The 23,562-nt window shown below is 73.5% G+C and carries 25 protein-coding genes; 11 read left to right on the top strand and 14 right to left on the bottom strand.

All coding sequences use genetic code 11. The features are described from left to right. The first annotated feature begins 3 nt into the window (after positions 1-3). Together ENKNEFLB_RS02035 and ENKNEFLB_RS02030 are read left to right on the top strand one after the other, a co-directional pair. Complete coding sequence (locus ENKNEFLB_RS02035; protein ID WP_214057672.1) at positions 4-369, top strand: hypothetical protein; 366 nt, start codon at positions 4-6, stop codon at positions 367-369. Next, positions 366-1,898, top strand: a complete 1,533-nt coding sequence (locus ENKNEFLB_RS02030; protein ID WP_214057671.1) for a sodium/solute symporter — start codon at positions 366-368, stop codon at positions 1,896-1,898. The genes ENKNEFLB_RS02035 and ENKNEFLB_RS02030 overlap by 4 nt, the downstream gene beginning before the upstream one ends. A 21-nt stretch (positions 1,899-1,919) precedes the next feature. Here ENKNEFLB_RS02030 and ENKNEFLB_RS02025 read toward each other — a convergent pair whose 3' ends face one another. From ENKNEFLB_RS02025 to nirB, 3 genes are read right to left on the bottom strand one after another with little or no spacing between them, the layout of a single operon-like run. After that, positions 1,920-3,053, bottom strand: coding sequence for a uroporphyrinogen-III synthase (locus ENKNEFLB_RS02025; protein WP_214057670.1), 1,134 nt, complete (start codon positions 3,051-3,053; stop codon positions 1,920-1,922). After that, positions 3,050-3,427: a nitrite reductase small subunit NirD gene (nirD, locus tag ENKNEFLB_RS02020; RefSeq protein ID WP_246535790.1), complete on the bottom strand. Its 378-nt coding sequence runs from the start codon at positions 3,425-3,427 to the stop codon at positions 3,050-3,052. The genes ENKNEFLB_RS02025 and nirD overlap by 4 nt, the downstream gene beginning before the upstream one ends. Further along, positions 3,424-6,030, bottom strand: coding sequence for a nitrite reductase large subunit NirB (gene nirB / locus ENKNEFLB_RS02015; protein ID WP_214057669.1), 2,607 nt, complete (start codon positions 6,028-6,030; stop codon positions 3,424-3,426). The genes nirD and nirB overlap by 4 nt, the downstream gene beginning before the upstream one ends. Before the next feature lie 294 nt (positions 6,031-6,324). Here nirB and ENKNEFLB_RS02010 point away from each other — a divergent pair, with 294 nt between their 5' ends. The 5 genes from ENKNEFLB_RS02010 to ENKNEFLB_RS01990 all read left to right on the top strand — a co-directional run bounded on the left by ENKNEFLB_RS02010 (position 6,325) and on the right by ENKNEFLB_RS01990 (position 12,522). Further along, the gene (locus tag ENKNEFLB_RS02010; RefSeq protein WP_214057668.1) at positions 6,325-6,681 is read left to right on the top strand and encodes a DUF485 domain-containing protein; all 357 of its coding nucleotides are present in this window, start codon (positions 6,325-6,327) and stop codon (positions 6,679-6,681) included. Next, positions 6,678-8,294, top strand: coding sequence for a solute symporter family protein (locus ENKNEFLB_RS02005; RefSeq protein WP_214057667.1), 1,617 nt, complete (start codon positions 6,678-6,680; stop codon positions 8,292-8,294). Before ENKNEFLB_RS02010 ends, ENKNEFLB_RS02005 begins: the two co-directional genes overlap by 4 nt. Before the next feature lie 193 nt (positions 8,295-8,487). Next, on the top strand, positions 8,488-10,467 hold the full coding sequence (gene acs, locus ENKNEFLB_RS02000; protein ID WP_214057666.1) for an acetate--CoA ligase: 1,980 nt from the start codon (positions 8,488-8,490) through the stop codon (positions 10,465-10,467). A gap of 165 nt (positions 10,468-10,632) precedes the next feature. Continuing rightward, positions 10,633-12,027: a Na+/H+ antiporter NhaA gene (nhaA, locus tag ENKNEFLB_RS01995; protein ID WP_214057665.1), complete on the top strand. Its 1,395-nt coding sequence runs from the start codon at positions 10,633-10,635 to the stop codon at positions 12,025-12,027. Positions 12,028-12,117: 90 nt separating this feature from the next. Next, complete coding sequence (locus ENKNEFLB_RS01990; protein WP_214057664.1) at positions 12,118-12,522, top strand: phage holin family protein; 405 nt, start codon at positions 12,118-12,120, stop codon at positions 12,520-12,522. Between the two features lie 51 nt (positions 12,523-12,573). Here the strand turns inward: ENKNEFLB_RS01990 and ENKNEFLB_RS22350 are convergent, their stop codons facing one another. The 5 genes from ENKNEFLB_RS22350 to nth are packed head-to-tail and all read right to left on the bottom strand — an operon-like array spanning position 12,574 to position 15,758. Then, the gene (locus ENKNEFLB_RS22350; RefSeq protein ID WP_246535967.1) at positions 12,574-13,221 is read right to left on the bottom strand and encodes a MarP family serine protease; all 648 of its coding nucleotides are present in this window, start codon (positions 13,219-13,221) and stop codon (positions 12,574-12,576) included. Next, on the bottom strand, positions 13,146-13,748 hold the full coding sequence (locus ENKNEFLB_RS22345; protein WP_246535789.1) for a CvpA family protein: 603 nt from the start codon (positions 13,746-13,748) through the stop codon (positions 13,146-13,148). The genes ENKNEFLB_RS22350 and ENKNEFLB_RS22345 overlap by 76 nt, the downstream gene beginning before the upstream one ends. Beyond that, positions 13,745-14,473, bottom strand: a complete 729-nt coding sequence (locus ENKNEFLB_RS01980; RefSeq protein WP_246535788.1) for an NUDIX hydrolase — start codon at positions 14,471-14,473, stop codon at positions 13,745-13,747. The genes ENKNEFLB_RS22345 and ENKNEFLB_RS01980 overlap by 4 nt, the downstream gene beginning before the upstream one ends. After that, entirely contained in the window at positions 14,470-15,024 is a 555-nt protein-coding gene (locus ENKNEFLB_RS01975) for a TlpA disulfide reductase family protein (protein WP_214057663.1), read from the bottom strand. Before ENKNEFLB_RS01975 ends, ENKNEFLB_RS01980 begins: the two co-directional genes overlap by 4 nt. Beyond that, positions 15,021-15,758 (bottom strand): endonuclease III, encoded by a 738-nt coding sequence (nth, locus tag ENKNEFLB_RS01970; protein WP_246535787.1) that lies wholly within the window; start codon positions 15,756-15,758, stop codon positions 15,021-15,023. Before nth ends, ENKNEFLB_RS01975 begins: the two co-directional genes overlap by 4 nt. 183 nt (positions 15,759-15,941) lie before the next feature. Between nth and ENKNEFLB_RS01965 the strand changes: the two genes are divergently transcribed. Continuing rightward, positions 15,942-16,619, top strand: a complete 678-nt coding sequence (locus ENKNEFLB_RS01965; protein WP_246535786.1) for a Crp/Fnr family transcriptional regulator — start codon at positions 15,942-15,944, stop codon at positions 16,617-16,619. 96 nt (positions 16,620-16,715) lie between these two features. On the opposite strand, the gene ENKNEFLB_RS01960 is transcribed toward ENKNEFLB_RS01965, so the two are convergent. The 4 genes from ENKNEFLB_RS01960 to ENKNEFLB_RS01945 are packed head-to-tail and all read right to left on the bottom strand — an operon-like array spanning position 16,716 to position 19,050. Then, positions 16,716-17,552: an MBL fold metallo-hydrolase gene (locus ENKNEFLB_RS01960; protein WP_338040938.1), complete on the bottom strand. Its 837-nt coding sequence runs from the start codon at positions 17,550-17,552 to the stop codon at positions 16,716-16,718. Further along, positions 17,549-18,433 (bottom strand): NUDIX hydrolase, encoded by an 885-nt coding sequence (locus ENKNEFLB_RS01955; RefSeq protein WP_214057661.1) that lies wholly within the window; start codon positions 18,431-18,433, stop codon positions 17,549-17,551. The genes ENKNEFLB_RS01960 and ENKNEFLB_RS01955 overlap by 4 nt, the downstream gene beginning before the upstream one ends. Next, a complete protein-coding gene (locus tag ENKNEFLB_RS01950; protein WP_214057660.1) occupies positions 18,430-18,891 on the bottom strand; it encodes a RidA family protein in 462 nt (153 codons plus the stop codon). Before ENKNEFLB_RS01950 ends, ENKNEFLB_RS01955 begins: the two co-directional genes overlap by 4 nt. A gap of 3 nt (positions 18,892-18,894) precedes the next feature. Further along, positions 18,895-19,050, bottom strand: coding sequence for a Sp36 family protein (locus ENKNEFLB_RS01945; protein WP_160010109.1), 156 nt, complete (start codon positions 19,048-19,050; stop codon positions 18,895-18,897). Positions 19,051-19,188: 138 nt separating this feature from the next. Here ENKNEFLB_RS01945 and ENKNEFLB_RS01940 point away from each other — a divergent pair, with 138 nt between their 5' ends. Beyond that, positions 19,189-19,803 (top strand): hypothetical protein, encoded by a 615-nt coding sequence (locus ENKNEFLB_RS01940; RefSeq protein WP_214057659.1) that lies wholly within the window; start codon positions 19,189-19,191, stop codon positions 19,801-19,803. On the opposite strand, the gene ENKNEFLB_RS01935 is transcribed toward ENKNEFLB_RS01940, so the two are convergent. Both ENKNEFLB_RS01935 and ENKNEFLB_RS01930 read right to left on the bottom strand, forming a co-directional pair. Continuing rightward, positions 19,800-20,432: a CoA transferase subunit B gene (locus tag ENKNEFLB_RS01935; protein WP_214057658.1), complete on the bottom strand. Its 633-nt coding sequence runs from the start codon at positions 20,430-20,432 to the stop codon at positions 19,800-19,802. The two genes, ENKNEFLB_RS01940 and ENKNEFLB_RS01935, sit on opposite strands and share 4 nt — an antisense overlap. Then, positions 20,429-21,196, bottom strand: coding sequence for a CoA transferase subunit A (locus ENKNEFLB_RS01930; protein ID WP_214057657.1), 768 nt, complete (start codon positions 21,194-21,196; stop codon positions 20,429-20,431). The genes ENKNEFLB_RS01935 and ENKNEFLB_RS01930 overlap by 4 nt, the downstream gene beginning before the upstream one ends. A 216-nt stretch (positions 21,197-21,412) precedes the next feature. Between ENKNEFLB_RS01930 and bagA the strand changes: the two genes are divergently transcribed. Continuing rightward, positions 21,413-22,411, top strand: coding sequence for an ATPase BagA (gene bagA, locus ENKNEFLB_RS01925; protein WP_246535785.1), 999 nt, complete (start codon positions 21,413-21,415; stop codon positions 22,409-22,411). Further along, positions 22,408-23,562 (top strand): ArsA family ATPase, encoded by a 1,155-nt coding sequence (gene bagB, locus ENKNEFLB_RS01920; RefSeq protein WP_214057655.1) that lies wholly within the window; start codon positions 22,408-22,410, stop codon positions 23,560-23,562. Before bagA ends, bagB begins: the two co-directional genes overlap by 4 nt.

Raw genomic sequence — 23,562 nt, 5'->3', positions numbered from 1 at the left:
GGCGTGAGCGAGGTCCCGCCGCGGGTCCGGGTCACCGGCCCCGAGCGGCGTACGGCCGTCCGGCCCCGCTCCTCCGACCTCGAGGAGGAGGCCTCCCTCGAGGCGGTCTACCTCGGCTCCCTGCTGCGCGCCCAGCTCGCGCTGGCCGCGCGGGTGCTGCTCCTGCTCGCGGTCAGCGTCGGCTCGCTGCCGCTGCTGTTCCTGGTGGACGGCGTGGCGGGGGCGGAGGTGGCCGGGGTGCCGCTGGCCTGGGTGCTCCTCGGCGGCCTGGTGTACCCCTGGCTGGTGCTGCTCGGGTGGCGCTACGTGCGCCGGGCCGAGCGCAACGAGCGGGACTTCGCCGAGCTCACCGACCGGCGGGCGCGGTGAGGCTGGAGTCCCTGCCCGGCGCCGTGGCCGTCGTCCTGGTCGCCGTGGCCACGCTGGTCATCGGCACCTGGGGGCTGCGGCTCTCGCGCACCACCAGCGACTTCCTCGTGGCGTCCCGGACGGTCGGGCCCGGGATGAACGCCTCGGCGATCGCCGGCGAGTACCTCTCCGCCGCCTCGTTCCTGGGCGTGGCCGGCCTGGTGCTCACCTTCGGCGCCGACATGGCGTGGTACCCGATCGGCTGGACCGCGGGCTACCTCGTCCTGCTGGTGCTGGTGGCTGCGCCCCTGCGGCGCTCGGGCGCCTACACGCTGCCGGACTTCGCCGAGGCGAGGCTCGGCTCGCGCGGGGCCCGGTCCGCGTGCTCGCTGCTGGTGGTGACGATCGGCTGGCTCTACCTGCTGCCCCAGTTCCAGGGCGCGGGGATCACCCTGGCCGCCGCCCTCGGCGCCCCCCGGTGGGTGGGCCCGGTGACGGTGGGCGCGGTGGTGCTGGTCAGCGTGGGGACGGGCGGGATGCGCAGCATCACGCTGGTCCAGGCGGTGCAGTACTGGCTCAAGCTCACCGCGCTGCTGGTCCCGGTGGCCGTGCTGCTCGTGGTCTGGTTCGGGGACGGCAGCCCAGGGGCCGGGGGCGAGGCCGCCGGCGGCGGGAGCTGGTCGCTGCCGCTGGCCGAGGGCGGGGGCCAGGGGCTGTACTCGACCTACTCGCTGATCGTCGCCACGTTCCTGGGCACGATGGGCCTGCCGCACGTGGTCGTCCGCTTCTACACCAACCCCGACGGCCGGGCCGCGCGTCGTACGACGCTCGTGGTGCTCGGCCTGCTGGGAGCCTTCTACGTCCTGCCGCCGGTGTACGCCGCGCTCGGCCGGGTCTACGGCGCGGCACCGGCGCGGGCGGACTCCTTGGTGCTCGACCTGCCGCGGCTGATGGTGCCGGGGCTCGGGGGCGAGCTGCTGACGGGGCTGGTGACGGCCGGGGCGTACGCGGCCTTCCTGTCGACCTCCTCGGGCCTGACCATCGCGGTGGCCGGCGTCCTGACCCAGGACGTGACGGCGCGGGCCCGGGTCGGCGGGCTCCGGCTGCCGGACGCCGCGGCATTCCGGCTGGCCGTCGTCGCGGCGGTCGCGGTGCCGCTGGCCACGGCCCTGGCCCTGCCGGACCTCGGCGTCGCCCGGGCGGTCGGGCTGGCCTTCGCGGTCGCGGCGTCCACCTTCTGCCCGCTGCTGGTGCTGGGGATCTGGTGGACCGGCCTCACCGCGCCCGGGGCGGTGGCCGGCCTGGTCACCGGCGGCCTCGGCTCGGCCGCCGCGGTGGCGTGGACCCTGGTCGACGGCACCTCCCCCGGCCCGGTGACCACCGACTGGACCGCCACCCTGCTGGGCCAGCCCGCGGCCTGGAGCGTGCCGCTGGCGTTCGCGACGATGGTGCTGGTCAGCCTGGCGACGCGGAGCCGCCGCCCGGCCCACGCGCGCCGGTTCCTGGTCCGGCTGCACACGCCCGAGGCGCTCGAGGTCGACCGGGGCTGACCTGCCGCCGGGCGGCGCCCCTCAGCGGGGGACGCCCAGCCGGTAGCCCCGCTTGACCACCGTCTGCACGCTGCGGGTGCCGATCGTGGCACGCAGTCGGGCCACCGCCATCTCGACGGCGTGCTCGGAGCCGGCGGTCCCGGAGGGCAGCATCGCCAGCAGGGCGCGGCGGGGGACGACGTTGCCGGGGTTGGCCACCAGCGCCTGGAGGACCGCGGCCGGCGCCGGGGAGAGCTTGACCTCGGCGCCGTCGAGCAGCACCGCGTCGCCGTGGAGCAGCAGCTGCTGGCCGGTCTCGAGGTCGAGCAGCAACCCCTCGCGACGCGAGGGCAGCTCGGTCTCCAGCAGCTTGACCATCGCCGCGAGCCGGGACCGCTCCGGGTAGACCGTCGGCACGCCCCACATCTCGAACGCCGCCGCGGTGACCGGGCCGACGCAGACCGCGAGGACGTCGGCCTGGAAGGCGCTGATCAGCTCGTCGCGGCGCCCGGTCGAGCCGGCGGCCTCCATCAGGGCCGCGACGGCCGGTGCGGAGGTGAAGGTGACCGCGTCCAGCTCCCCGTCGGCGACGCGGTCGACGAGCTGGAACATCGGGGTGGGGTCCTCGGCGCCGGCCACCCGGTACACGGTGACCACGGTGACCTCCGCGCCCTGGCGGCGCAGCGCGTGGGCGACCATCGACAGCGACTGCCCGTGCTCCTGCACCAGGATCCGCAGCCCGGCCAGGTCGCGTCCGCGCAGGTGGTCGAGCACGTCCTCGAACAGCTCCGACTCGGGCGACCACAGCTCGCGCAGGCCGGCACCGCGCAGCGCGCCGACGCTCTTGGGCCCCCGGGCGAGGATCTCGGCGGGCTTGATCGCGGCGACGAGGTCCTCGCGCAGCCCCCACTCGGCGGCGGCGGCCAGCCAGGCCCGCATCCCGATGCCGGTGGTGACCAGCACCATGTCGGGCGGGTCCGCGATCACCTGCTCGGTGGCCGGCCGCAGCTGGGCGTCGTCGACCTGGTTGGGGTCCAGCGACAGCGCCGGCGCCCAGTGCACCGCCGCCCCACGACGCTCGATCAGGGCCACCTGCTCCTCGACCTTGCGGGCCGCCGTGACGCCGACGTGGTAGCCGGCCAGCGGCGCCGTCGACCCGGTCGGGGCGTCCGTCACGGCACCTCCGCCACCGCGGGCACGAGCCGCCGGGCGCCGACCTCGACGACCCCGTCGACCACGCGCGCCTCGAAGGACGGCGTCCGCACCGTCGGGTCGTCGAGGCAGACCCCGTCGCGCAGCCCGAACGGTTCCTTGTGCAGCGGCGAGGCGACGAACGGCTCGTCCCCGCGGCTTCCGACGATGCCCCGGGCGAGGACCGAGGCGCCCGTACGCGGGTCGTGGTTGCCCAGGGCGTGCACCTGGTCGTCGTGGGTGCGGAAGACGGCCACGGCCTCGCCGTGGACCCACGCCGCGACGCCGGTCTCCCGACGGATCTGCTCGATCCGGCAGACCGGCACCCAACCGTCCGGCACGGCCGTGCCGCCCGTCACCGGACGCCCACCGGGATCGTGGCGCCGAGGTCGACCGGCCCCGCCGCCGCGGCCGCAGGGTCGCGGGGTCGGACCTGGTCGCGCTCGACGTCGAAGGAGATGCTCGGGTCCGGCAGGTCGGGGGCGTTGACGAAGGAGACGAAGCGGGCGAGCTTCTCGGGGTCCTCCAGGGTGGCCTTCCACTCGTCGAAGTAGGCGTCGACGTGCTCGGCCATGTCGGCCTCCAGCTCGGCGCCCAGACCCAGCTCGTCGTCGACCACCACGGCCCGGACCCGGTCGAGACCACCGTCGAGGGACTCCACCCACGGTGCGGTGCGCTGGAGCCGGTCGGCGGTGCGGATGTAGTACATGAGGTAGCGGTCCAGGTAGCGCACGAGCGTCTCGTCGTCGAGGTCCCCGGCGAGCAGCCGTGCGTGCACGGGCGTCGCGCCGCCGTTGCCGCCGACGTAGAGGTTCCAGCCCTTCTCGGTCGCGATCACCCCGAAGTCCTTGGAGCGCGCCTCGGCGCACTCGCGGGCGCAGCCGCTGACCCCGCCCTTGATCTTGTGCGGCGAGCGGAGCCCCCGGTAGCGCAGCTCCAGGGCGATCGCCATCGACGTGGAGTCCTGCACGCCGTAGCGGCACCAGGTCGACCCGACGCAGGACTTCACGGTTCGCAGCGACTTGCCGTAGGCGTGACCGGACTCGAATCCGGCGTCGACGAGACGCCGCCAGATCACCGGCAGCTGCTCGACCCGGGCTCCGAACAGGTCGATCCGCTGCCCCCCGGTGATCTTGGTGTAGAGCCCGAAGTCGCGCGCCACCTCGCCGAGCACGATCAGCTTCTCCGGAGTGACCTCACCGCCCGCGATCCGGGGCATGACGGAGTACGTCCCGTTGCGCTGGATGTTGGCCAGGAACGCGTCGTTGGTGTCCTGGAGGCTGCCGGTGGCGCCCTCGAGGACGTGGCCGTGGAAGCGGCTGGCCAGCACCGAGGCGACGACCGGCTTGCAGACGTCGCACCCGCGACCCGATCCGTGCGCCTCGACCAGGGCGTCGAAGGTGCGGTAGTCGTGCACGACCACGAGGTCGAAGACGTCCTGCCGGGACAGCGCGAAGTGCTCGCACAGGCTGCGGTCGACCTCCTTGCCGACGGAGGCGAGGTGGTCCTCGACGAGCGCCTTGACGGTCCCGACGCAGGAGCCGCAGGTGGTGCCTGCGCCGGTGCAGCGCTTGACGTCGGCGACGTCCTCGCACCGGTGCGGCTCGCCGTCGGGCCCGGTCACGCCGTCGCGCACCGCGCCCACGATCTCGCCCTTGCTGACGTCGTTGCACGAGCAGACCTGAGCCTCCTCGGGCAGCGCCCCGACCCCCGTCGCCGGGACGCCCCGGCCCGGCAGGATCAGGTCCTCGGGGTTCTCGGGGAGCGCGATGCCGCTGGCCACCATCGGACGCAGCACGCCGTACGCCGCGGCGTCCCCGACCAGGATCCCACCGAGCAGGCGGGTGCCGTCCTCGGTCACCACCAGCTTCTTGTACGTCCCGGCGACCGCGTCGGAGAAGACCAGCTCGAGCGCGCCCTCGGTCGTGGCGAACGCGTCGCCGAACGACGCCACGTCGACGCCCAGCAGCTTCAGCTTGGTCGACATGTCGGCGCCGAGGAACCGCCCGGCACCGCCGAGCAGCGCGTCCACGACGACCTCGGCCATGGCGTAACCGGGGGCGACCAGGCCGTACATCCGACCGCCCGGTGCCGCGCACTCGCCCACCGCCCAGATCCGGGGGTCGCTGGTGCGGCACTGCTCGTCGACCACGACGCCGCCGCGCTCGGCCACCTCGAGGCCACTGGCGCGGGCCAGCTGGTCGCGCGGCCGGATGCCGGCCGAGAACACGACGACCTCGGCCTCGACCAGCGGGCCCGGCTCGTCGCCGGCGCCCGCCAGCCGCAGCCCACCCACGCCGGTGCCGTCGGGGCCGGCCTCGACGGCCTCGGTGCGCACCCCGGCGTGCACGGTGACGCCGAGCTGCTCGACGTGGCGTACCAGGGTGCTGCCGGCGGCGGCGTCGAGCTGGACCGGCATCAGCCGCGGCGCCATCTCGACGACGTGGGTGCGCAGCCCGAGCTGGACCAGGGCGTTGGCCGCCTCGAGGCCGAGCAGCCCACCGCCGACCACGACCCCGCCGGTCGCGGTCAGCGAGGCCTCGCGGATCGCGTCGAGGTCGTCGATGGTGCGGTAGACGAAGCAGCCGTCGCGGTCGTGGCCGGGCACGGGCGGCACGAAGGGCGCCGCCCCGGTGGCCAGCACGAGCTGGTCGTAACCGAGCACCTCGCCGTCGCCGAGGGTCACCGTGCGCTCCTGCCGGTCGAGCCCGGTGACGGTGGTGGCCAGCCGCAGCGTCACGGCGGGGTCGTCGTAGACGCCGCCGGGAAGCAGCGACAGCGCGTCGGGCCCGTCGGCGCCGAAGTAGGAGGTCAGGGCGACGCGGTCGTAGGCGGCGCGGGTCTCCTCGCCGAGCACGACGACGTCGTGGGTGGCGGTGAGGCCCCGCTCGACGGCGGCCTGGACGAGCCGGTGGCCGACCATCCCGTGGCCGACGACCACCAGGCGCTGACGCTGATCCATCACTGTCTCCCTCTCCCGGCCCAACCTAGGGCGGGCGTGTGTCACGCAGGTTTCGCTCCAGCGTCCGACGCCGGGGTTGCCCGGCTGTGTCCGGTGAGCGGGACTTCTGTCACGGCCCCCTCACGGGCTCACGGGCTCACGGCGGTGCGCGCGACCACGCGCACCACCGCCGGCACGACCGCTCGCCGTGCCGGGCCGACCGCTCGCCGCAGCACCGCCGGTCAGCCCTCGTCGGCGCGGAGCGGCGCCCCTAACGTGACGCCGGTCACTACTCCCGCACCGAGAGGCGCACCGATGAGCCAAGAAGCCGACACCCCACCGGGCACAGCCGCCCGGCACGACCCCGTCTACGACGAGATCCACGACCGCCCCGAGTTCATCGAGCTGCGCAAGCGCTACCGGGGCTTCGTGCTGCCCGCCACGGTGGTCTTCCTGGCCTGGTTCCTGCTCTACGTCGTGATGTCGAACTGGGCGTCCGGCTTCATGGCCCACCGGCTGGTGGGCAACATCAACGTCGCCCTCGTCTTCGGGCTCCTCCAGTTCGTGACCACCTTCGGCATCGCGTTCCTCTACGCCCGGTTCTCCGTGGCGAAGCTGGACCCGCTGGCCGAGCAGCTGAACGCCGAGTACGAGAAGGGCAAGCGCGCATGAACGACCAGGTCCTGACCACCGTCCTGTTCCTGAGCGTCGTGGCGCTCACCATCTTCATCACCATCCGCGCCAGCCGCTCCACCGAGGGCACCTCGGACTTCTACGCCGGCGGCCGCAGCTTCTCCCCGATCCAGAACGGCCTGGCCATCGGCGGCGACTACATGTCGGCGGCGTCCTTCCTGGGCATCTCCGGGATCATCGCGCTGTCGGGCTACGACGGCTTCCTCTACTCGATCGGCTTCCTGGTCGCCTGGCTGGTGGCGCTGCTCCTGGTCGCGGAGATGCTGCGCAACTCCGGTCGCTACACGATGGCCGACCAGCTCGCCTTCCGGATGCGTCGCCGCCCGGTCCGCCTCGCCGCCGCGACGTCGACGGTCGTGGTCTCGATCTTCTACCTGCTCGCCCAGATGGTCGGTGCGGGCACGCTCGTCGCGCTGCTCCTCGGCGTCGACAACCAGGCGATCAAGAACATCGTCATCTTCGGCGTCGGCGCCCTGATGATCTTCTACGTCACCGTCGGCGGCATGAAGGGCACGACCTGGGTGCAGATCATCAAGGCCGTGCTGCTGATGGTCGGCTCCGCGCTGATCGTGGTGCTGGTGCTGGCCCAGTTCAGCTTCAACATCTCCGACCTGCTCGGCCAGGCCGCCACGAACTCCGGCGCCGGCTCCGCGTTCCTCGAGCCCGGCCTGAAGTACGGCGGCAGCCTCACCAGCAAGCTGGACTTCGTCAGCCTCGGCCTCGCGCTGGTGCTCGGCACGGCCGGTCTGCCGCACATCCTGATCCGCTTCTACACGGTCCCGACCGCGCGGGACGCCCGCAAGTCGGTGCTGTGGGCCATCGGGCTGATCGGCGTGTTCTACCTCTTCACCCTGATCCTGGGCTTCGGCGCCGCGGCGCTGCTCGACACCAGCACGCTCGACCCGGCCGGCAACCTCGCCGCACCCCGCCTGGCCGAGGAGGTGGGCGGTGGAGCCGGCACGACCGGCGGCGCCATCCTGCTCGCCCTGATCGCGGCGGTCGCCTTCGCCACCATCCTGGCCGTCGTCGCCGGCCTGACGCTGACGTCGTCGGCGTCGGTGGCGCACGACGTCTACAACAACGTGTTCAAGAAGGGGATGGCCACCGAGAAGGAGGAGATCCGGGTGACCCGGATCGCTGCGGCCGGCATCGGCCTGGTGGCGATCCTCCTGGCCATCCCGGCCCAGAACCTGAACATCGCGTTCCTGGTGGCGCTGGCCTTCGCCGTCGCCGCGTCGGCGAACCTGCCGACGATCCTGCTCAACATCTTCTGGCGCCGGTTCAACACCCGGGGCGCCCTGTGGAGCATCTACGGCGGGCTCGTCGCCAGCATCGGGCTGGTGATCTTCTCCCCGGTGATGTCGGGCAAGACCGACCCGACCTCGGGCGAGAACCTCTCCCTGCTGCCCGCCGGGATCGACATCTCCTGGTTCCCGCTGGAGAACCCGGGCCTGGTCTCGATCCCGCTCGGCTTCCTCTTCGGCATCATCGGTGCCCTCAGCAGCCGCGAGCCGGCCGCCGAGGACCGCTACACCGAGCTCGAGGTGCGCGCGCTGACCGGCGCGGGCTCCGAGAAGGCGATCAGCCACTGACCGACCGGCACCGCTCCACCCGCGCCCCGGGCCGTCAGGTCCGGGGCGGGGGTGGCACCGGGGGACAACCCCGGAGCAACCTGGGCACCGACACAGTGTCGGACGACACAGCGTCCCAGGACGGGCGGGACCACCTGCCGGCCCCGCGCCACCCGTCAGCACCACCCACCCACGACCCACCGGGGAGAAGAACGTGAGCGAGCAGACCCTGTCCAACCTGCTGAAGGAGGACCGGCGGTTCGAGCCGCCGGCCGACCTCGCCGAGCACGCCAACCTCACCGCCGAGGCCTACGAGCGGGCCGACGCCGACTACGAGGCCTTCTGGGCCGAGCAGGCCGGGCGGCTGTCCTGGGAGACGCCCTTCGAGCGCGTCCTGGACTGGGACGACGCCCCCTTCGCGAAGTGGTTCGTCGGCGGCCGGATCAACGCCGCCTACAACTGCGTCGACCGCCACGTCGAGGCCGGCCACGGCGACCGCGTCGCCCTGCACTTCGTCGGCGAGCCCGTCGACGACACCCGCGACCTCACCTACGCCCAGCTGAAGGACGAGGTCTCGCAGGCCGCGAACGCGCTGACGGCGCTCGGGGTCGAGACCGGGGACCGCGTCGCAATCTACATGCCGATGATCCCGGAGGCCGTGATCGCGATGCTGGCCTGCGCCCGGATCGGCGCCCCGCACACCGTCGTCTTCGGCGGCTTCTCCTCCGACGCCCTGGCCACCCGCCTGGCCGACTGCAAGGCGAAGGCGATCGTGACCGCCGACGGCGGCTACCGCCGCGGCGCCCCCTCGGCCCTCAAGCCCGCCGTCGACGAGGCCCGCGCCAAGGCCGCCAGCAACGGCCACGACGTGAGCAAGGTCCTCGTCGTGCAGCGCACCGGCCAGGACCTCGAGACGTGGGACGACGACGTCGACGTCTGGTGGCACGACGCGGTCGGCTCGGCCTCCACCGAGCACGCCTGCGAGTTCTTCGACGCCGAGCACCCGCTCTTCGTCATGTACACCTCCGGAACCACCGGCAAGCCCAAGGGCATCCTGCACACCACCGGTGGCTACCTGACCGGCTCGGCCTACACCCACTGGGCGGTCTTCGACCTCAAGCCGGAGACCGACGTCTACTGGTGCACCGCCGACATCGGCTGGATCACCGGGCACAGCTACATCACCTACGGCCCGATGGCGAACGGCGCCACCCAGGTGCTCTACGAGGGCACCCCCGACAGCCCCGAGCGGGGCCGGTGGTGGGACATCATCGAGAAGTACGGCGTCACCCTCTTCTACACCGCCCCGACCGCGATCCGCTCCTTCATGAAGCAGGGCCGCGAGATCCCCGACGGGCGCGACCTGTCCTCGCTGCGGCTGCTCGGCTCGGTGGGCGAGCCGATCAACCCCGAGGCGTACGTCTGGTACCGCCACGTCATCGGCGCCGACAAGACCCCCGTGGTCGACACCTGGTGGCAGACCGAGACCGGCTCGATCATGATCAGCCCGCTGCCCGGCGTCACCCACGGCAAGCCGGGATCGGCGATGATCCCGATCCCGGGCATCTCGGCCGAGGTCGTCGACGACGAGGGCAACCCCGTCCCCGACGGGTCGGGCGGGTTGCTGGTGCTGACCAAGCCGTGGCCCTCGATGCTGCGCACCATCTACGGCGACGACGAGCGCTACGTCGACACCTACTGGTCGCGCTTCCGCAAGCAGGGCTACTACTTCGCCGGCGACGGCGCCAAGAAGGACACCGACGGCGACCTGTGGGTGCTCGGTCGCGTCGACGACGTCATGAACGTCTCCGGGCACCGGCTGTCCACGACCGAGATCGAGTCCGCCCTGGTCTCGCACCCGAAGGTCGCCGAGGCGGCCGTGGTCGGCGCCCAGGACGAGGACACCGGCCAGGCGGTGTGCGCGTTCGTGATCCTGACCGACGAGGCCGGCGACGGCGGCAAGGACATCGTCGAGGACCTCCGCAACCACGTCCGCAAGGAGATCGGGCCGATCGCCAAGCCGCGCCAGGTGATGGTCGTGGCCGAGCTGCCCAAGACCCGCTCGGGCAAGATCATGCGCCGCCTGCTCAAGGACGTGGCCGAGAACCGGGAGGTCGGCGACGTCACCACGCTGGCCGACTCCTCGGTGATGGACCTGATCAGCAAGGGCTCGAAGGCCTCCTCGGACGAGTGAGGCACCGCGCCGCACGGCGCACGGACGCGGCACGGACACGGACCGCGGGGGCACCGGCCCCCGCGGTCTCGTCGTCCCCGGGGTGAGGCCCGGCACCCTAGGATGGTCCGCGGTGCGCCGGGAAGTCTGGTCGGCAACGTCGTCATCGACCCCGTAGGAGCAGTCATGAGCCCCGACCAGCCCGATCTCTCCCCCGCCGCCCGGCGGGAGCCGGCCCCCGGACCGGACCACGCCCAGGCCGAGTCCGAGCACCACGCCGAGCAGGACCGCCTGTTCTCCCGCGGGTCCTTCCTGGAGAGCTCCCGCATCGCCGGAGTCCTCCGGGCCGAGACCACCGGTGGGATGCTGCTCATCGCCGGTGCCCTCGTCGCGATCATCTGGGCGAACACCCCCTGGGCGGAGTACTACACCGCCGCCCGCGACTACGTGATCGGTCCGGAGTCGCTGCACCTCGACCTCAGCATCGGCACCTGGGCAGCCGACGGGCTGCTGGCGATCTTCTTCTTCGTCGTCGGTCTCGAGCTGAAGCGCGAGTTCGTCGCCGGCGACCTGCGCGACCCCAAGCGGGCCGCGCTCCCGATCGCCGCGGCCGTGGGCGGCATGATCGCCCCGGCCCTGATCTTCGTGGCCTGGAACCTCGGTTCGAACGGCGCCCTCGAGGGGTGGGCGATCCCCACCGCGACCGACATCGCCTTCGCCGTCGCCATCCTCGCGGTGATCTCGACCCACCTGCCCACGGGCCTGCGCACCTTCCTGCTGACCCTCGCCGTCGTCGACGACCTGCTGGCCATCACGATCATCGCGATCTTCTACACCGACGAGCTGCAGCCGCTGTTCCTGGCGCTGGCGCTGGTGCCGATCGCCGTCTTCGGCCTGCTGGTGCAGAAGCGCTTCCGCCAGGTCTGGCTGCTGGTCCCGCTGGCCCTGGTCGCGTGGGTGCTGGTGCACGAGTCCGGTGTCCACGCCACCGTCGCGGGGGTGCTGCTCGGCTTCACCGTGCCGGTCCTGCGCAAGGACGGTCAGGACGGCCCCGGCCTGGCCGAGCACCTCGAGCACCTCGTCCGCCCGATCTCGGCCGGGATCGCGGTCCCCGTCTTCGCCTTCTTCGCCGCCGGGGTCACCGTCGGCGGGCTGTCCGGCCTGGTCGAGTCGCTGAAGGACCCCGTCGCCCTGGGCATCCTGACCGGGCTCGTGGTCGGCAAGACCGTCGGCATCACCGGCGCCTCGTGGCTCTTCGCCCGCTTCACCAAGGCCGACCTCGACGACGAGCTGTCCTGGGTCGACGTCATCGGCGTCTCGATGCTCGCCGGCATCGGGTTCACCGTCTCCCTGCTGATCGGCGAGCTGGCCTTCGGGCAGGGCAGCGAGCGCGACGAGCACGTCAAGGTCGGCGTCCTGCTCGGCTCGGTCACCGCGGCGCTGCTGGCCACCGTCGTGCTGCGTGCGCGCAACAAGGTCTACAAGCGGGTCGAGGAGAAGGAGACCCGCGACGACGACCGCGACGGCATCCCCGACGTCTACCAGACCGGGGACGCCGACCCCGCGACTCCCCCGGCCTGACGGCCGGGGTGGGCGCCGACCCCGCCCGGCTTGGATAGGGTCTGTCCGGACCGCACGACACACCCGCCGCGCACGACCTGGGAGCACAGCATGGCCAACACCCCGGTGAAGGACACCGAGCCGACCATCGGTCGCCTCGTCTCCGACGCCAGCCGCGACATCTCGGGCCTGATCTCCTCGGAGATCGCCCTGGCCAAGTCGGAGCTGAAGGTCACCGTCCGCTCGGGCGGGATCGGCGTCGCCATGTTCGCCGCCGCCGCGTTCGTCGGCGTGCTGGCGATCATCATGCTCTCGATCGCGATCGCGTTCTTCATCAACTGGAACGGCGACGGCCTGGCCCTGCACTGGGCCTTCCTGATCGTCTTCGGCTTCTACCTGCTGGTCGCCGGCGGCCTGGGCCTGATCGGGTACAAGAAGCTCCAGAAGGTCGGGCCCCCTGAGCGCGCGATCGCCCAGGGCCGCGAGATCCCCAAGGCTCTCAAGGGCAAGCGCTGACGGACCGCCGACGGACCGCCGACCAGCCCTGACCAGGGCCGACCGGTGGTCTCAGGCGGCGCAGTCGCCGGTGCTGACGGCCTCGGTGTTCTGCGTGCCGAGCTCGGCGCTGCGGGTCACCTGCGCCGCGGTCAGGGCGTACCCGGTGTCGGCGTCGGTCACCGACGCCGCGAACACCAGGCCGACCACGTCGCCCTCGGAGTCGAGGACCGGGCCGCCGGAGTTGCCGGGGCGCACCAGCCCGCGCAGCGAGTAGACCTCGCGGATCACCGCGCCCTCGCCGTAGATGTCGGGCGAGCGGAGCCTCTGCTCGGAGCGGATCCGGCCGGGCTGCACGTCGTACGGGCCGTCCTCGGGGTAGCCCACGATGGCGACGCCGTCGCGGGGCCGGGCGCCCTCCTCGAGGTCGAGGGTCGGCGTCTGCCCGCTGTCGAGGGCGAGCACCGCCACGTCCAGGTCGGCGTTGTAGTAGACCGTGCTGGCCCCCACCGTGGTGCCACCGATCTCGACCGTCGGCTGGGAGACGCCGGCCACCACGTGGGCGTTGGTCATCAGCCGCCCCGGTGCGTACAGGACTCCGCTGCCCTCGACGCCCCGGCCGCAGACGTTGTCGCCGCGCACCTTCAGCACGCTCCGCTCCGCGTCCACGACGTCGGGGTCCTGCAGCAGCCGCCTCGGCCCGGGCCCGACCTCGACGATCCGCTCGGGGCGAAGGGCTCGAGGTAGCGCGGGAAGAAGCTGGCCCCGACCACGTTGTTGAAGGCCTGCAGCGCCGCCGTCGCCGGGGCCGGCACGACCTGGTCGACCCGTTCCAGCACCGCGGAGTCGCGCACCAGCGGCGTCACGGAGCCGATCCGTGAGCCGGCGACCGCGACGCCGAGCGCCCACGCCACGATCAGGACGGCCATCGCGCTGAGCGCGGCTCCGCCGACCGCGTCCAGGGCGCGCGCGGGCTGCCAGGTGATCTTGTCGCGCAGCCTCGCCCCGGCGTACTGGAACAGCGCCTGGCCCAGCGAGGCCGCCAGGATGACGATGAACAGCGCGCCGAGCGAGACCAGCAGCGACGGGTCGGCGTCGCCCAGCGCGAGCGGGGCCAGGACGACGCCGAGCAGACCGCCGAGGAGCAGCCCGCCGGTGGCGAAGGCCCCGGTGACGAAGCCCTGCCAGTAGCCGCTGAGGGCGTAGACCAGGACGAGGACGACCAGCAGCCAGTCGAGCAGGTTCATCCGTCCTCCAGGGACTCGCGCACCGGCTCGCGGTCGACGCGGCGCCCGACGAGCATGTAGTCGGGCAGGTCGTGCATCGGGGCGTCGTCCACCTCCTCGGTCCAGCCGAGGACGTCGAAGAGCCGGCTGATGATGCCGGCGGTGAACCCCCAGCAGATGACGTCCTTGTCGTCGCCGATCAGGTAGCCGGGGCCGACCCAGCCCGACGGCCCGCGGACCCGGATCCGGTGCTCCGGGTCGACCAGCTCGCGCAGGACGACCCGGTGGATGGCGTGCACCTCCTCGGGCGACGCGACATGGACCGGGCCCGGCTCGCGCCACCACGCCAGCACCGGCGTGACGGCGAAGTTGGAGGGCGGCAGCCAGAGCTCGGGCAGCTCGGCGAAGACCTCGACGCCGGTCGGGTCGAGCCCGGTCTCCTCCCACGCCTCGCGCAGCGCGGCCTCGGCCGTGGTCTCGCCCGGGTCGATCCCGCCGCCGGGGAAGGAGACCTGGCCCGGGTGGGAACGCATGCCGTGGGCACGCTCGGTCAGCAGCAGCTCGGGGCCGCGCTCACCCTCGCCGAACAGCATCAGCACCGCACCACGGCGGGGCTCGGCGTCCTCGGGCGGCAGGAAGCGGGTCAGGTCGTGCACGGTGATCCCGCCGGCGCGCTCCGCGACCGGGCGCAGCCACTCCGGCATCCCCGCGGGGACCTCGGGCGCGCGGCCCGCGTGCGTGCTCACAGGCGCACCCCGAGGTGCTCCTCGGCCAGGTCGACGAGCTGCTGCTCGGACTCGACGACCACGAACTCGCGGTGCACCACGCGGCCGTCGGCGTCGACGAAGGCCCAGAACGGCAGGCCCTGCAGGGTCGGGAAGGGCGAGGCGCCGTCGAGCTCGCCGTCGGGGTCCTGGAGCAGCTGGAAGGTCAGCCCGCTCTCCTCCGCGAGCGACCGCGCCTCCTCGGGCTGGCTCTCGAGGTAGTTCACGCCGAGCACCCGCACCCGGTCGCCGTGGTCCTGGGCGAACTGCTCGGCCACGGGCAGCTCCTCGCGGCACGGGGTGCACCACGACGCCCACAGGTTGACCACCGCAGGCCCCTCCACCTCGGGCAGGTAGACCTCGCCCTGCTGCTCGCCGGCCTGCCGGCCCGGCGCGTCGAAGGTCTGCAGCGTCACCTCCGGCAGCGTCTCGACCGCCTCCTCGGCGGGGGCCGACGTGCAGCCACCGGCCAGCACCAGGACGGCGCCGGCGGCCGACAGCGCGGCCGCGCGCCGGGTCGTCCGGGTCCTCACGCGGGACCCTGGGTCTTGACCAGCGCGGCCGCGGCGACCGGGTCGGTGGGGCCGTCGCCGAAGGACGGGCACCAGTGCGAGACCGGGCAGGCGCCGCACGCCGGCTTCTTGGCGTGGCAGCGGCGCCGCCCGTGCCAGATCAGGTGGTGGCTGAGCATGGTCCAGTCCCGCTTCGGGAACAGCGCACCGACGGCGTGCTCGACCTTGACCGGGTCGGTCTCCTCGGTCCACCCCAGCCGGCGCGCCAGGCGCCCGAAGTGCGTGTCGACGGTGATCCCCGGGACGTCGAAGGCGTTGCCGAGCACCACGTTGGCGGTCTTGCGGCCGACCCCGGGGAGCTTCACCAGGTCCTCCAGACGGGGCGGGACCTCGCCGTCGTGGTCGGCGACGAGGGCGGCGGAGAGCTTGAGCAGCGACTCGGTCTTGGCCCGGAAGAAACCGAGCGGGCCGAGGATCTGCTCGAGGTGGGCCCGGTCCGCGGCCGCCATGGCCGGCGCGTCGGGGTAGGCCGCGAAGAGGGTGGGCCGGGTGGTGTTGACCCGCCGGTCGGTGGTCTGCGCGCTGAGCACCGTGACCACGAGCAGCTCGAAGGCGTCGGCGAAGTCCAGCTCGCACCGCGCTTCGGGGTAGGCCGCGGCGAGGGCGCGGTCGACCTTGCGGGCACGCCGGACCAGCGCGGTCGACGGTCGCCCACCGGCGGCCGACGGGGGGCCCGACGAGGAGGGAGCACTCACGGTGGCCAGACTACGGCGCGGTGCCGACGGCCCGTCGCCGCACCTGACGGGGCCGGGTCGCGGACCGGTCGGCGCCGCCGGGGTCACCTGCGCCACACTGGCACCGCTCGCCCCTGCATTCGCGTGTGAGATGCCGCACTCGATATGCTCGGCCGGAATGTCCGGGAGCGTCAGGAGGACCACGTGGACGACGACGTACTGCGCCAGGCGCCGCTGTTCAGCGCGCTCGACGACGAAGCAGCCGCTGCGCTGCACACCTCGATGGCCGAGAGCCGTCTCCGCCGGGGCGAGGTGCTGTTCCACGAGGGCGACTCCGGCGACAAGCTCTACATCGTCATGGAGGGCAAGGTGAAGCTCGGCCGGACCTCCGCGGACGGCCGGGAGAACCTGCTGGCCATCCTCGGTCCCGGCCAGATGTTCGGCGAGCTGTCGCTCTTCGACCCCGGCCCGCGCTCGGCGACGGTCACCGCGGTGACCGACACCAGCTTCGCCTCGCTCTCCCACGACGACCTGCTGCGCTGGCTCGAGGGCCGCCCCACGGTCGCCCGGGGGCTGCTCACCCAGCTCGCCAGCCGGTTGCGCAAGGCCAACGACGTGGTGGCCGACCTGGTCTTCTCCGACGTCCCCGGCCGCGTGGCCAAGGCGCTGCTCGACCTCGCCGACCGCTTCGGCCGCTCGGCCGACGACGGCATCCACGTCCACCACGACCTCACGCAGGAGGAGCTCGCCCAGCTGGTCGGCGCCTCCCGCGAGACCGTCAACAAGGCCCTGGCCGACTTCGCCTCCCGCGGCTGGCTGCGCCTGGAGCCCCGCTCCGTGGTGATCATGGACATCGAGCGACTGGGCCGCCGCGCCCGCTGACGCCGACCCACTCAGCTGTCACGCTGTGTCACGTCGTCTGGCGCTGCGCCACGACGCCTCACCAGAGGACGTAACACAGCGTCACAGCCCGCCTGGTCAGCCGGCGAGGTACGCCAGCTGGGCGCGGACCGAGAGCTCGGCCGCGCCCCACAGGACCGGGTCGACGTCGGCGTAGACCGTCTCGACCACCTGGCGGGGCAGGCCGTCGTCCTCGTGCACGTCGCCGGCAGCGCGGCCGAGGTCGGCGAGCGCGCCACGGACCTGCGCCAGGCGCTGGTGGCGGTGGGCCCGGTAGTGCTCGAGCACCCCGAGCGCGTCGTCGAGCACGGGCCCGTGGCCCGGCCACACCTGGGTGATGCCGTGCTCGGAGGCGACGGCGTGCAGCCGGTCCAGGGAGTCCAGGTACGCCCCCAGCTGCCCGTCGGGGTGCGCGACGACCGTGGTGCCACGACCCAGGACGGTGTCGCCGGTGAGCACGGCGTCCTCGGCGGGCAGCCAGAACGACAGCGAGTCGGCGGTGTGGCCGGGCGTGGCGACCACGCGTACCTCGAGACCGTCGACCTCGACGACGTCGCCGTCGGTGAGCCCTTCCGACCCGAGCCGCAGCGCGGGGTCGAGCGCGCGGACCCCGCAGCCGACCCGCTCGGCGAACTCGCGCGCGGCCTCGCTGTGGTCGAGGTGGTGGTGGGTGAGCAGCACGGCCGCGACCTCGCCCGGGCCGCCGTCGACCTGCGCGAACGACGCCACGGCGTCCAGGTGGGCCAGCATCGACGGGCCGGGGTCGACGACCACCGAGCGCCGGGCGCCCGGCTCGCGCAGCACCCACGTGTTGGTGCCGTCGAGCGTCATCACGTCGGCGTTCGGCGCGAGCACGCAGCGTCCGCGTGCGCCGAACGGGCCTCCGGCCCAGCCGGGACCCGACGAGGCGCTCACGCGTCCCCGTGACGGGCCTGGAGCACCGCCCGCTGGTGCTCGGGGACCGACAGCGTGTGACCGCCGGCGGGGTGCTCGACCACGGTCGGGGTGTGCATGGCGACGCGGCGACCGCCGGCGTCGGCCAGCACCTCGCCCGGGTCGGCGTGCTGCGCCAGCTCGAGGCAGGTCAGGTAGGTCGGCGGCATCATCAGCATCTCCCCGGCCTCCACCTGCTCGACCGCGCCCAGCGCCGGAAGCCAGGTCACCGAGGACGACTCGGAGGAGACGTCGCGGGTGCGCTGCCCCGCGGGCAACACCGCGGTGAAGAACCACGTCCGGTAGCGCCGGGGCTCGAAGACGGGCGTCAGCCAGGCGCCCCAGACCCCGAGCAGGTCGGTGCGCAGGACCAGGCCCCGCCGGGTCAGGAAGTCGGTCATCGCCAGCTCGCGGGTCTCCAGCGCGACCCGGTCGGCCTCCCAGTCCTCCCCCGTCGTGTCGGCGACGACCTCGTCGTGCGACGGACCGGCCAGCAGCACGCCGGACTCCTCGAAGGTCTCGCGCACCGCGGTGCAGACCAGGGCACGGGCGAGGTCCTCGTCGCAGTCCAGCCGCGCCGCCCACTCCTGCGGCGTCGGGCCGGCCCAGGCGACCTCGGTGTCGAAGTCGCGGCGGTCGACGCCGCCCCCGGGGAAGACGCACATGCCCGCGGCGAACTCCATGGAGGTCTGCCGCCGCAGCAGGTAGACGTCCGGTCCGGCCCCGGTCCGCGACCCGTCCCTGGTCAGCACCACCGTGGCGGCGTCGCGCGGCTCGACCGGCTCGCGGCGACCGTCGGCGTACTCCGCCGCGAGGTCGACCACGTCCTGGCCCAGCCGGACGGGCGGGACCGGGATCCTCACCCGACCTCGACCATGATCTCGACCTCGACGGGTGCGTCGAGGGGCAGCACCGGCACGCCGACGGCCGAGCGGGCGTGCACGCCGGCCTCGCCGAAGACCTGGCCGAGCAGCTCGGAGGCGCCGTTGGCGACCCGCGGCTGGCCGGTGAAGTCCGGGCTCGAGGCCACGAAGCAGACGACCTTGACCACCCGGCGCACGAGCGCGAGGTCGCCGATCTCCGACTTCACCGCGGCGATCGCGTTCAGCGCGCACTGCTGCGCGCAGGCGTACGCCTCCTCCTCGCTCACGCCGGCGCCGACCTTGCCGGTGGCCAGCAGCTCGCCGGCGCGCAGCGGCAGCTGCCCGGCGGTGAGCACCAGGTCGCCGGTGCGGACCGCGGGCACGTAGGCCGCCACCGGCGCCGCGACCTCGGGCACGCTCAGCCCGAGCCCGGCCAGGACCTCCTCCGGGTGCGCCACGGCTCAGCCGACCGGACGCTTGAAGTAGCCCACCAGGTTCTCCGGGTTCATCCCCGGCGCGATCTGCACCAGCTCCCAGCCGTCGGCCCCGAAGTTGTCCAGGATCTGCTTCGCCGCATGCGTGAGGATCGGCGCGGTCAGGTACTCCCACTTGGTCATGCGCGGAACCCTACTCGGGAGCGGCCCTCCTAGGGTCGTCCCATGTCCCCCCTCGTCACGGTCCACGGCCTCGAGGTCGGACGGAGCCTCCTGGCCGCCGACGGCGGCCCGTTCCCGACGTCGTAGGACGGGCTCGCCGTGGTCGCGGACCGCGGCGGGCAGGACGAGGAGGAGGACGGGCCCGTGCCCCGGACCGGGTGGCGCGTCGTCGACCGCGGCAACCCCCGGCAGGTCGTCCTGCTCGCCCCGTCGTCCCGGCGACCCCACCACTGGTGGCGGGCCGGCCTCGACCGCACGGAGGACGGCTGGCGCGCCCACGTCTCCTGGGCCGAGCCGGAGCGCCCCGCCAGGAGCGAGCGGGGGGCCGGGCTCCGGCTGGACTGGCCGTCGTCCTCCCTCGAGCTGCCCGCCGCGGCCGTCCCCGACCTGCAGGTCCGGATCGGCCGCTACGCCGACGACGGCACCCGCCTGCCGCTGGACTGGGACCCCGAGGACGGGACCCACGTCGTGGGTCACGTCCTCGACCCGACCACCGAGGAGCCGCTGCCGTTCCAGGCCCGGCAGGCCTTCGCCGGCCTGGGACCCGCGGCGGCGCCGGACGCGGCCGGGGACGTGTGGCTGCCGCTGCGCTGGACGACCTACGACGTCGAGCGGCTGCCGCCGGGCGACTACCGGGTCCGCGCGCAGCTGTCCGCGCTGCCGGTGCACACCCCGACCGTCCCGCTGCGCGTGACTCCCCGGCCCGCGACCTAGTCCGCGAGCACCTCGGGCCCGGTCTTCTCGCGGACCTCCTCCAGCGTGACCTCGGGCGCCAGCTCGACCAGGCGCAGGCCCGCGTCGGTCACGTCGAGCACGCACAGGTCGGTGATGATCCGCTGCACCACGCCGCGCCCGGTGTAGGGCAGCGAGCACTCCTCGACGATCTTGTGCGAGCCGTCGCGGGCGACGTGCTCCATCAGCACGACCACCTTGCGGGCGCCGTGGACGAGGTCCATCGCGCCGCCCATGCCCTTGACCATCTTGCCGGGGATCATCCAGTTGGCGATGTCACCGGCCCGGCTGACCTGCATCGCGCCGAGGATCGCGGCGTCGATCTTGCCGCCGCGGATCATCCCGAAGCTCGTGGCGGAGTCGAAGAACGACGCGCCCCGGCGCACGGTGACGGTCTCCTTGCCGGCGTTGACGAGGTCGGCGTCCTCCTCGCCGTCGACGGGGTAGGACCCCACGCCCAGGATCCCGTTCTCGCTCTGCAGGACCAGCTCGACGTCGTCGGGGACGTAGTTGGGCACCAGGGTCGGCAGCCCGATCCCGAGGTTGACGTACGAGCCGTCCTCCAGCTCCGAGGCCGCCCGGGCGGCCATCTCCTCACGCGACCAGCTCATGCCTGCACCGTCTTCTTCTCGATCCGCTTGTCGGCCGCCTGCTCGGGCGTCAGCGGCACCACGCGGTGCACGTAGACGCCGGGCAGGTGCACCTCGGCCGGGTCGATGTCGCCGGGCTCGACGAGCTCCTCGACCTCGGCCACCGTGATCCGCCCGCACATCGCGGCGAGCGGGTTGAAGTTCTGCGAGGACTGCCGGAAGACCAGGTTGCCGTGCCGGTCGCCCTTCCAGGCCCGGACCAGCGCGAAGTCGGCCACGAGCGCCTCCTCGAGCACGAACTCCTGGGCACCGCGGTGCGTCTCGAAGGTGCGGGTGTCCTTGGCCGGCGAGGCCACCACGACGTTGCCGTCGCTGTCGTAGCGCCAGGGCAGCCCGCCCTCGGCGACCTGGGTGCCGACGCCGGTCGCGGTGTAGAACGCCGCGATCCCGGACCCGCCGGCGCGCATCCGCTCGGCCAGGGTGCCCTGCGGGGTGAGCTCGACCTCGAGCTCGCCCGAGAGGTACTGCCGGGCGAACTCCTTGTTCTCCCCGACGTACGAGGCCACCATGCGCCGCAGGCGCTTGGCCATCAGCAGCCGGCCGAGGCCCCAGTCGTCGACCCCGCAGTTGTTCGAGTACGCCTCGAGGTCGTCGGCGCCCTGCTCCAGCAGGGCGTCGATCAGCACCGACGGGATGCCGCAGAGCCCGAAGCCCCCGACCGCCAGTCGTGCCCCGGACGGGATGTCGGCCACCGCTCCGGCCGCCGACTCCACCACCTTGTCCATGCCGCTGCTCCTCACGCCTCGACTGCAGGTCACCCGCGATCCAACGGGTCCGGTGTGACCCACGTCAAACGCGGCTCGCCGGACGCGCCGAGATGACGCTCCCGGACAGCCGAGATGACGCTCGCGGCGCGTCGAGGTGACCTTCGCGGCGCGGGGTCGGCCGACGCGGTCGCGCGGGGGCGCCCGCCACCCGTCCGGACCCCCTACGCTCGCCGCGTGAGCGACTGGCCGAAGGCGCGTCTGCACGTGGTGACCGGCAAGGGCGGCACCGGCAAGTCCACCGTGGCCGCCGCCCTGGCCCTGGCCCTGGCCGGTCACGGCAAGAACGTGCTGCTCTGCGAGGTCGAGGGCCGGCAGGGCATCGCGCGGATGTTCGACGTGGACCCGCTGCCCTTCGAGGAACGCCGCCTGACCTCCGGGCTCCCCGACGCCGGTGGCCGCGCGGGCGCCGTGCACGCGCTGCACATCGACCCCGAGTCCGCGCTGCTGGAGTACCTCGCCCTCTACTACAAGCTCGGCCGGGCCGGCCGCGCGCTCGACCGGTTCGGGATCATCGAGTTCGCGACCACCATCGCGCCCGGGGTGCGGGACGTGCTGCTGACGGGCAAGATCTACGAGGCCGTCGACCGGAACTCCCGCAACAAGGGCGCCACGACGTACGACGCGGTGGTCCTCGACGCCCCGCCCACCGGCCGGATCGTGCAGTTCCTCAACGTCAGCGAGCAGGTCGCCGGGCTGGCCAAGGTGGGGCCGATCCGCTCGCAGGCCGACACGATGATGGGGCTCTTCCGCTCCGCGCGCACCGTGGTCCACCTGGTCACCGTCCTGGAGGAGATGCCCGTGCAGGAGACCGGCGACGGCATCGCCGAGCTCATGGCGGCCGACCTGCCCGTCGGCGGGGTGGTGACCAACCTCCTACGCCCCCAGGACCTCCCGGCGCCCGCGCTGGCCGCGGCCCGCTCCGGGACCCTGGACGCCGAGGCGGTGCGCGCCGACCTCGAGGGCGCCGGTCTCGGGACGGAGGACGCGCTGGTCGAGGACCTGCTCGGGCTGGCCCGCGACCACGCCGACCGACGGGAGCTGGAGGAGACCCAGCGCACCCGCGTGGCGGGGCTGGGCCGGCCCTCGTACGAGCTCCCGCGCCTGACCGGCGGCGTCGACCTCGGCGCCCTGCACGACCTCGCCCGCGCGCTGCGTGAGCAGGGGATGGCATGAGCGCCGCACGCGTGCCCGCACCCGTCCTCGACGTGGACGCGCTGATCGACGACCGGGCCACCGGCATCATCGTCTGCTGCGGCGCGGGCGGGGTCGGCAAGACGACCACGTCCGCGGCGCTGGCGCTGCGGGCCGCCGAGCGCGGCCGCACCGTCGTGGTGCTCACCATCGACCCCGCACGCCGCCTCGCGCAGTCGATGGGCATCGCCGAGCTGGACAACACCCCGCGCCCCGTCGAGGGCGTCGACCCGGCCGCGGGCGGTCGCCTCGACGCGATGATGCTGGACATGAAGCGCACCTTCGACGAGGTGGTCGAGAGCCAGGCCAGCCCCGAGAAGGCCCGGCAGATCCTGGACAACCCGTTCTACCAGGTGCTCTCCAGCTCCTTCGCCGGGACGCAGGAGTACATGGCGATGGAGAAGCTGGGCCAGATCCACGCCGCGGCGCAGGCCGACGGCACCTACGACCTGATCGTCGTCGACACCCCGCCCTCCCGCTCGGCCCTGGACTTCCTCGACGCCCCCGAGCGGCTCTCGCGGTTCCTCGACGGCCGCTTCATCCGGCTGATGCTGGCCCCCGCACGCGGTCCGGCGCGGCTGATGACCGCCGGGCTGGGCATCGTGACCTCGGCACTCACCCGGATCCTGGGCGCCCAGGTGCTGCGGGACCTGCAGACGTTCGTGGCCGCGATCGACACCGTCTTCGGCGGGTTCCGCCAGCGGGCGCAGCGCACCTACGCGCTGCTCCAGGACGAGCAGACGGCGTTCCTCGTCGTCGCGGCGCCGGAGCCGGACGCGCTGCGCGAGGCGGCGTACTTCGTCGAGCGCCTCGGCGAGGACCGGATGCCCCTCGCCGGCCTCGTCGTCAACCGCGCCTCGGTAGCACCCGCGGGCGACCTGTCGGCCGACGAGGCCGCCGGGGCGGCCGAACGGCTGCAGCGCGGCGGCGGGGGCGTCGACGACCACGCCCCGACCGCGGGGCTGCTCCGGCTGCACGCAGACCAGGTGCGCCTGGTCGAGCGCGAGACGCGGCTGCGCGACGGGTTCGCCGCGGCGCACCCGCAGGTGGCCACCACGGTGGTCGCCGCGCTCGCCGGGGACGTGCACGACCTCGTGGGGCTCCGCCGCGTGGGCGACCTGCTCGCCGGGTGA

It is taken from the genome of Nocardioides aquaticus (assembly GCF_018459925.1).
GTDB classification, from domain to species: Bacteria; Actinomycetota; Actinomycetes; order Propionibacteriales; family Nocardioidaceae; genus Nocardioides; species Nocardioides aquaticus.
Note: the sequence above shows the minus strand (reverse complement) of the source record. Positions and strands in the feature narration are given on the sequence as shown.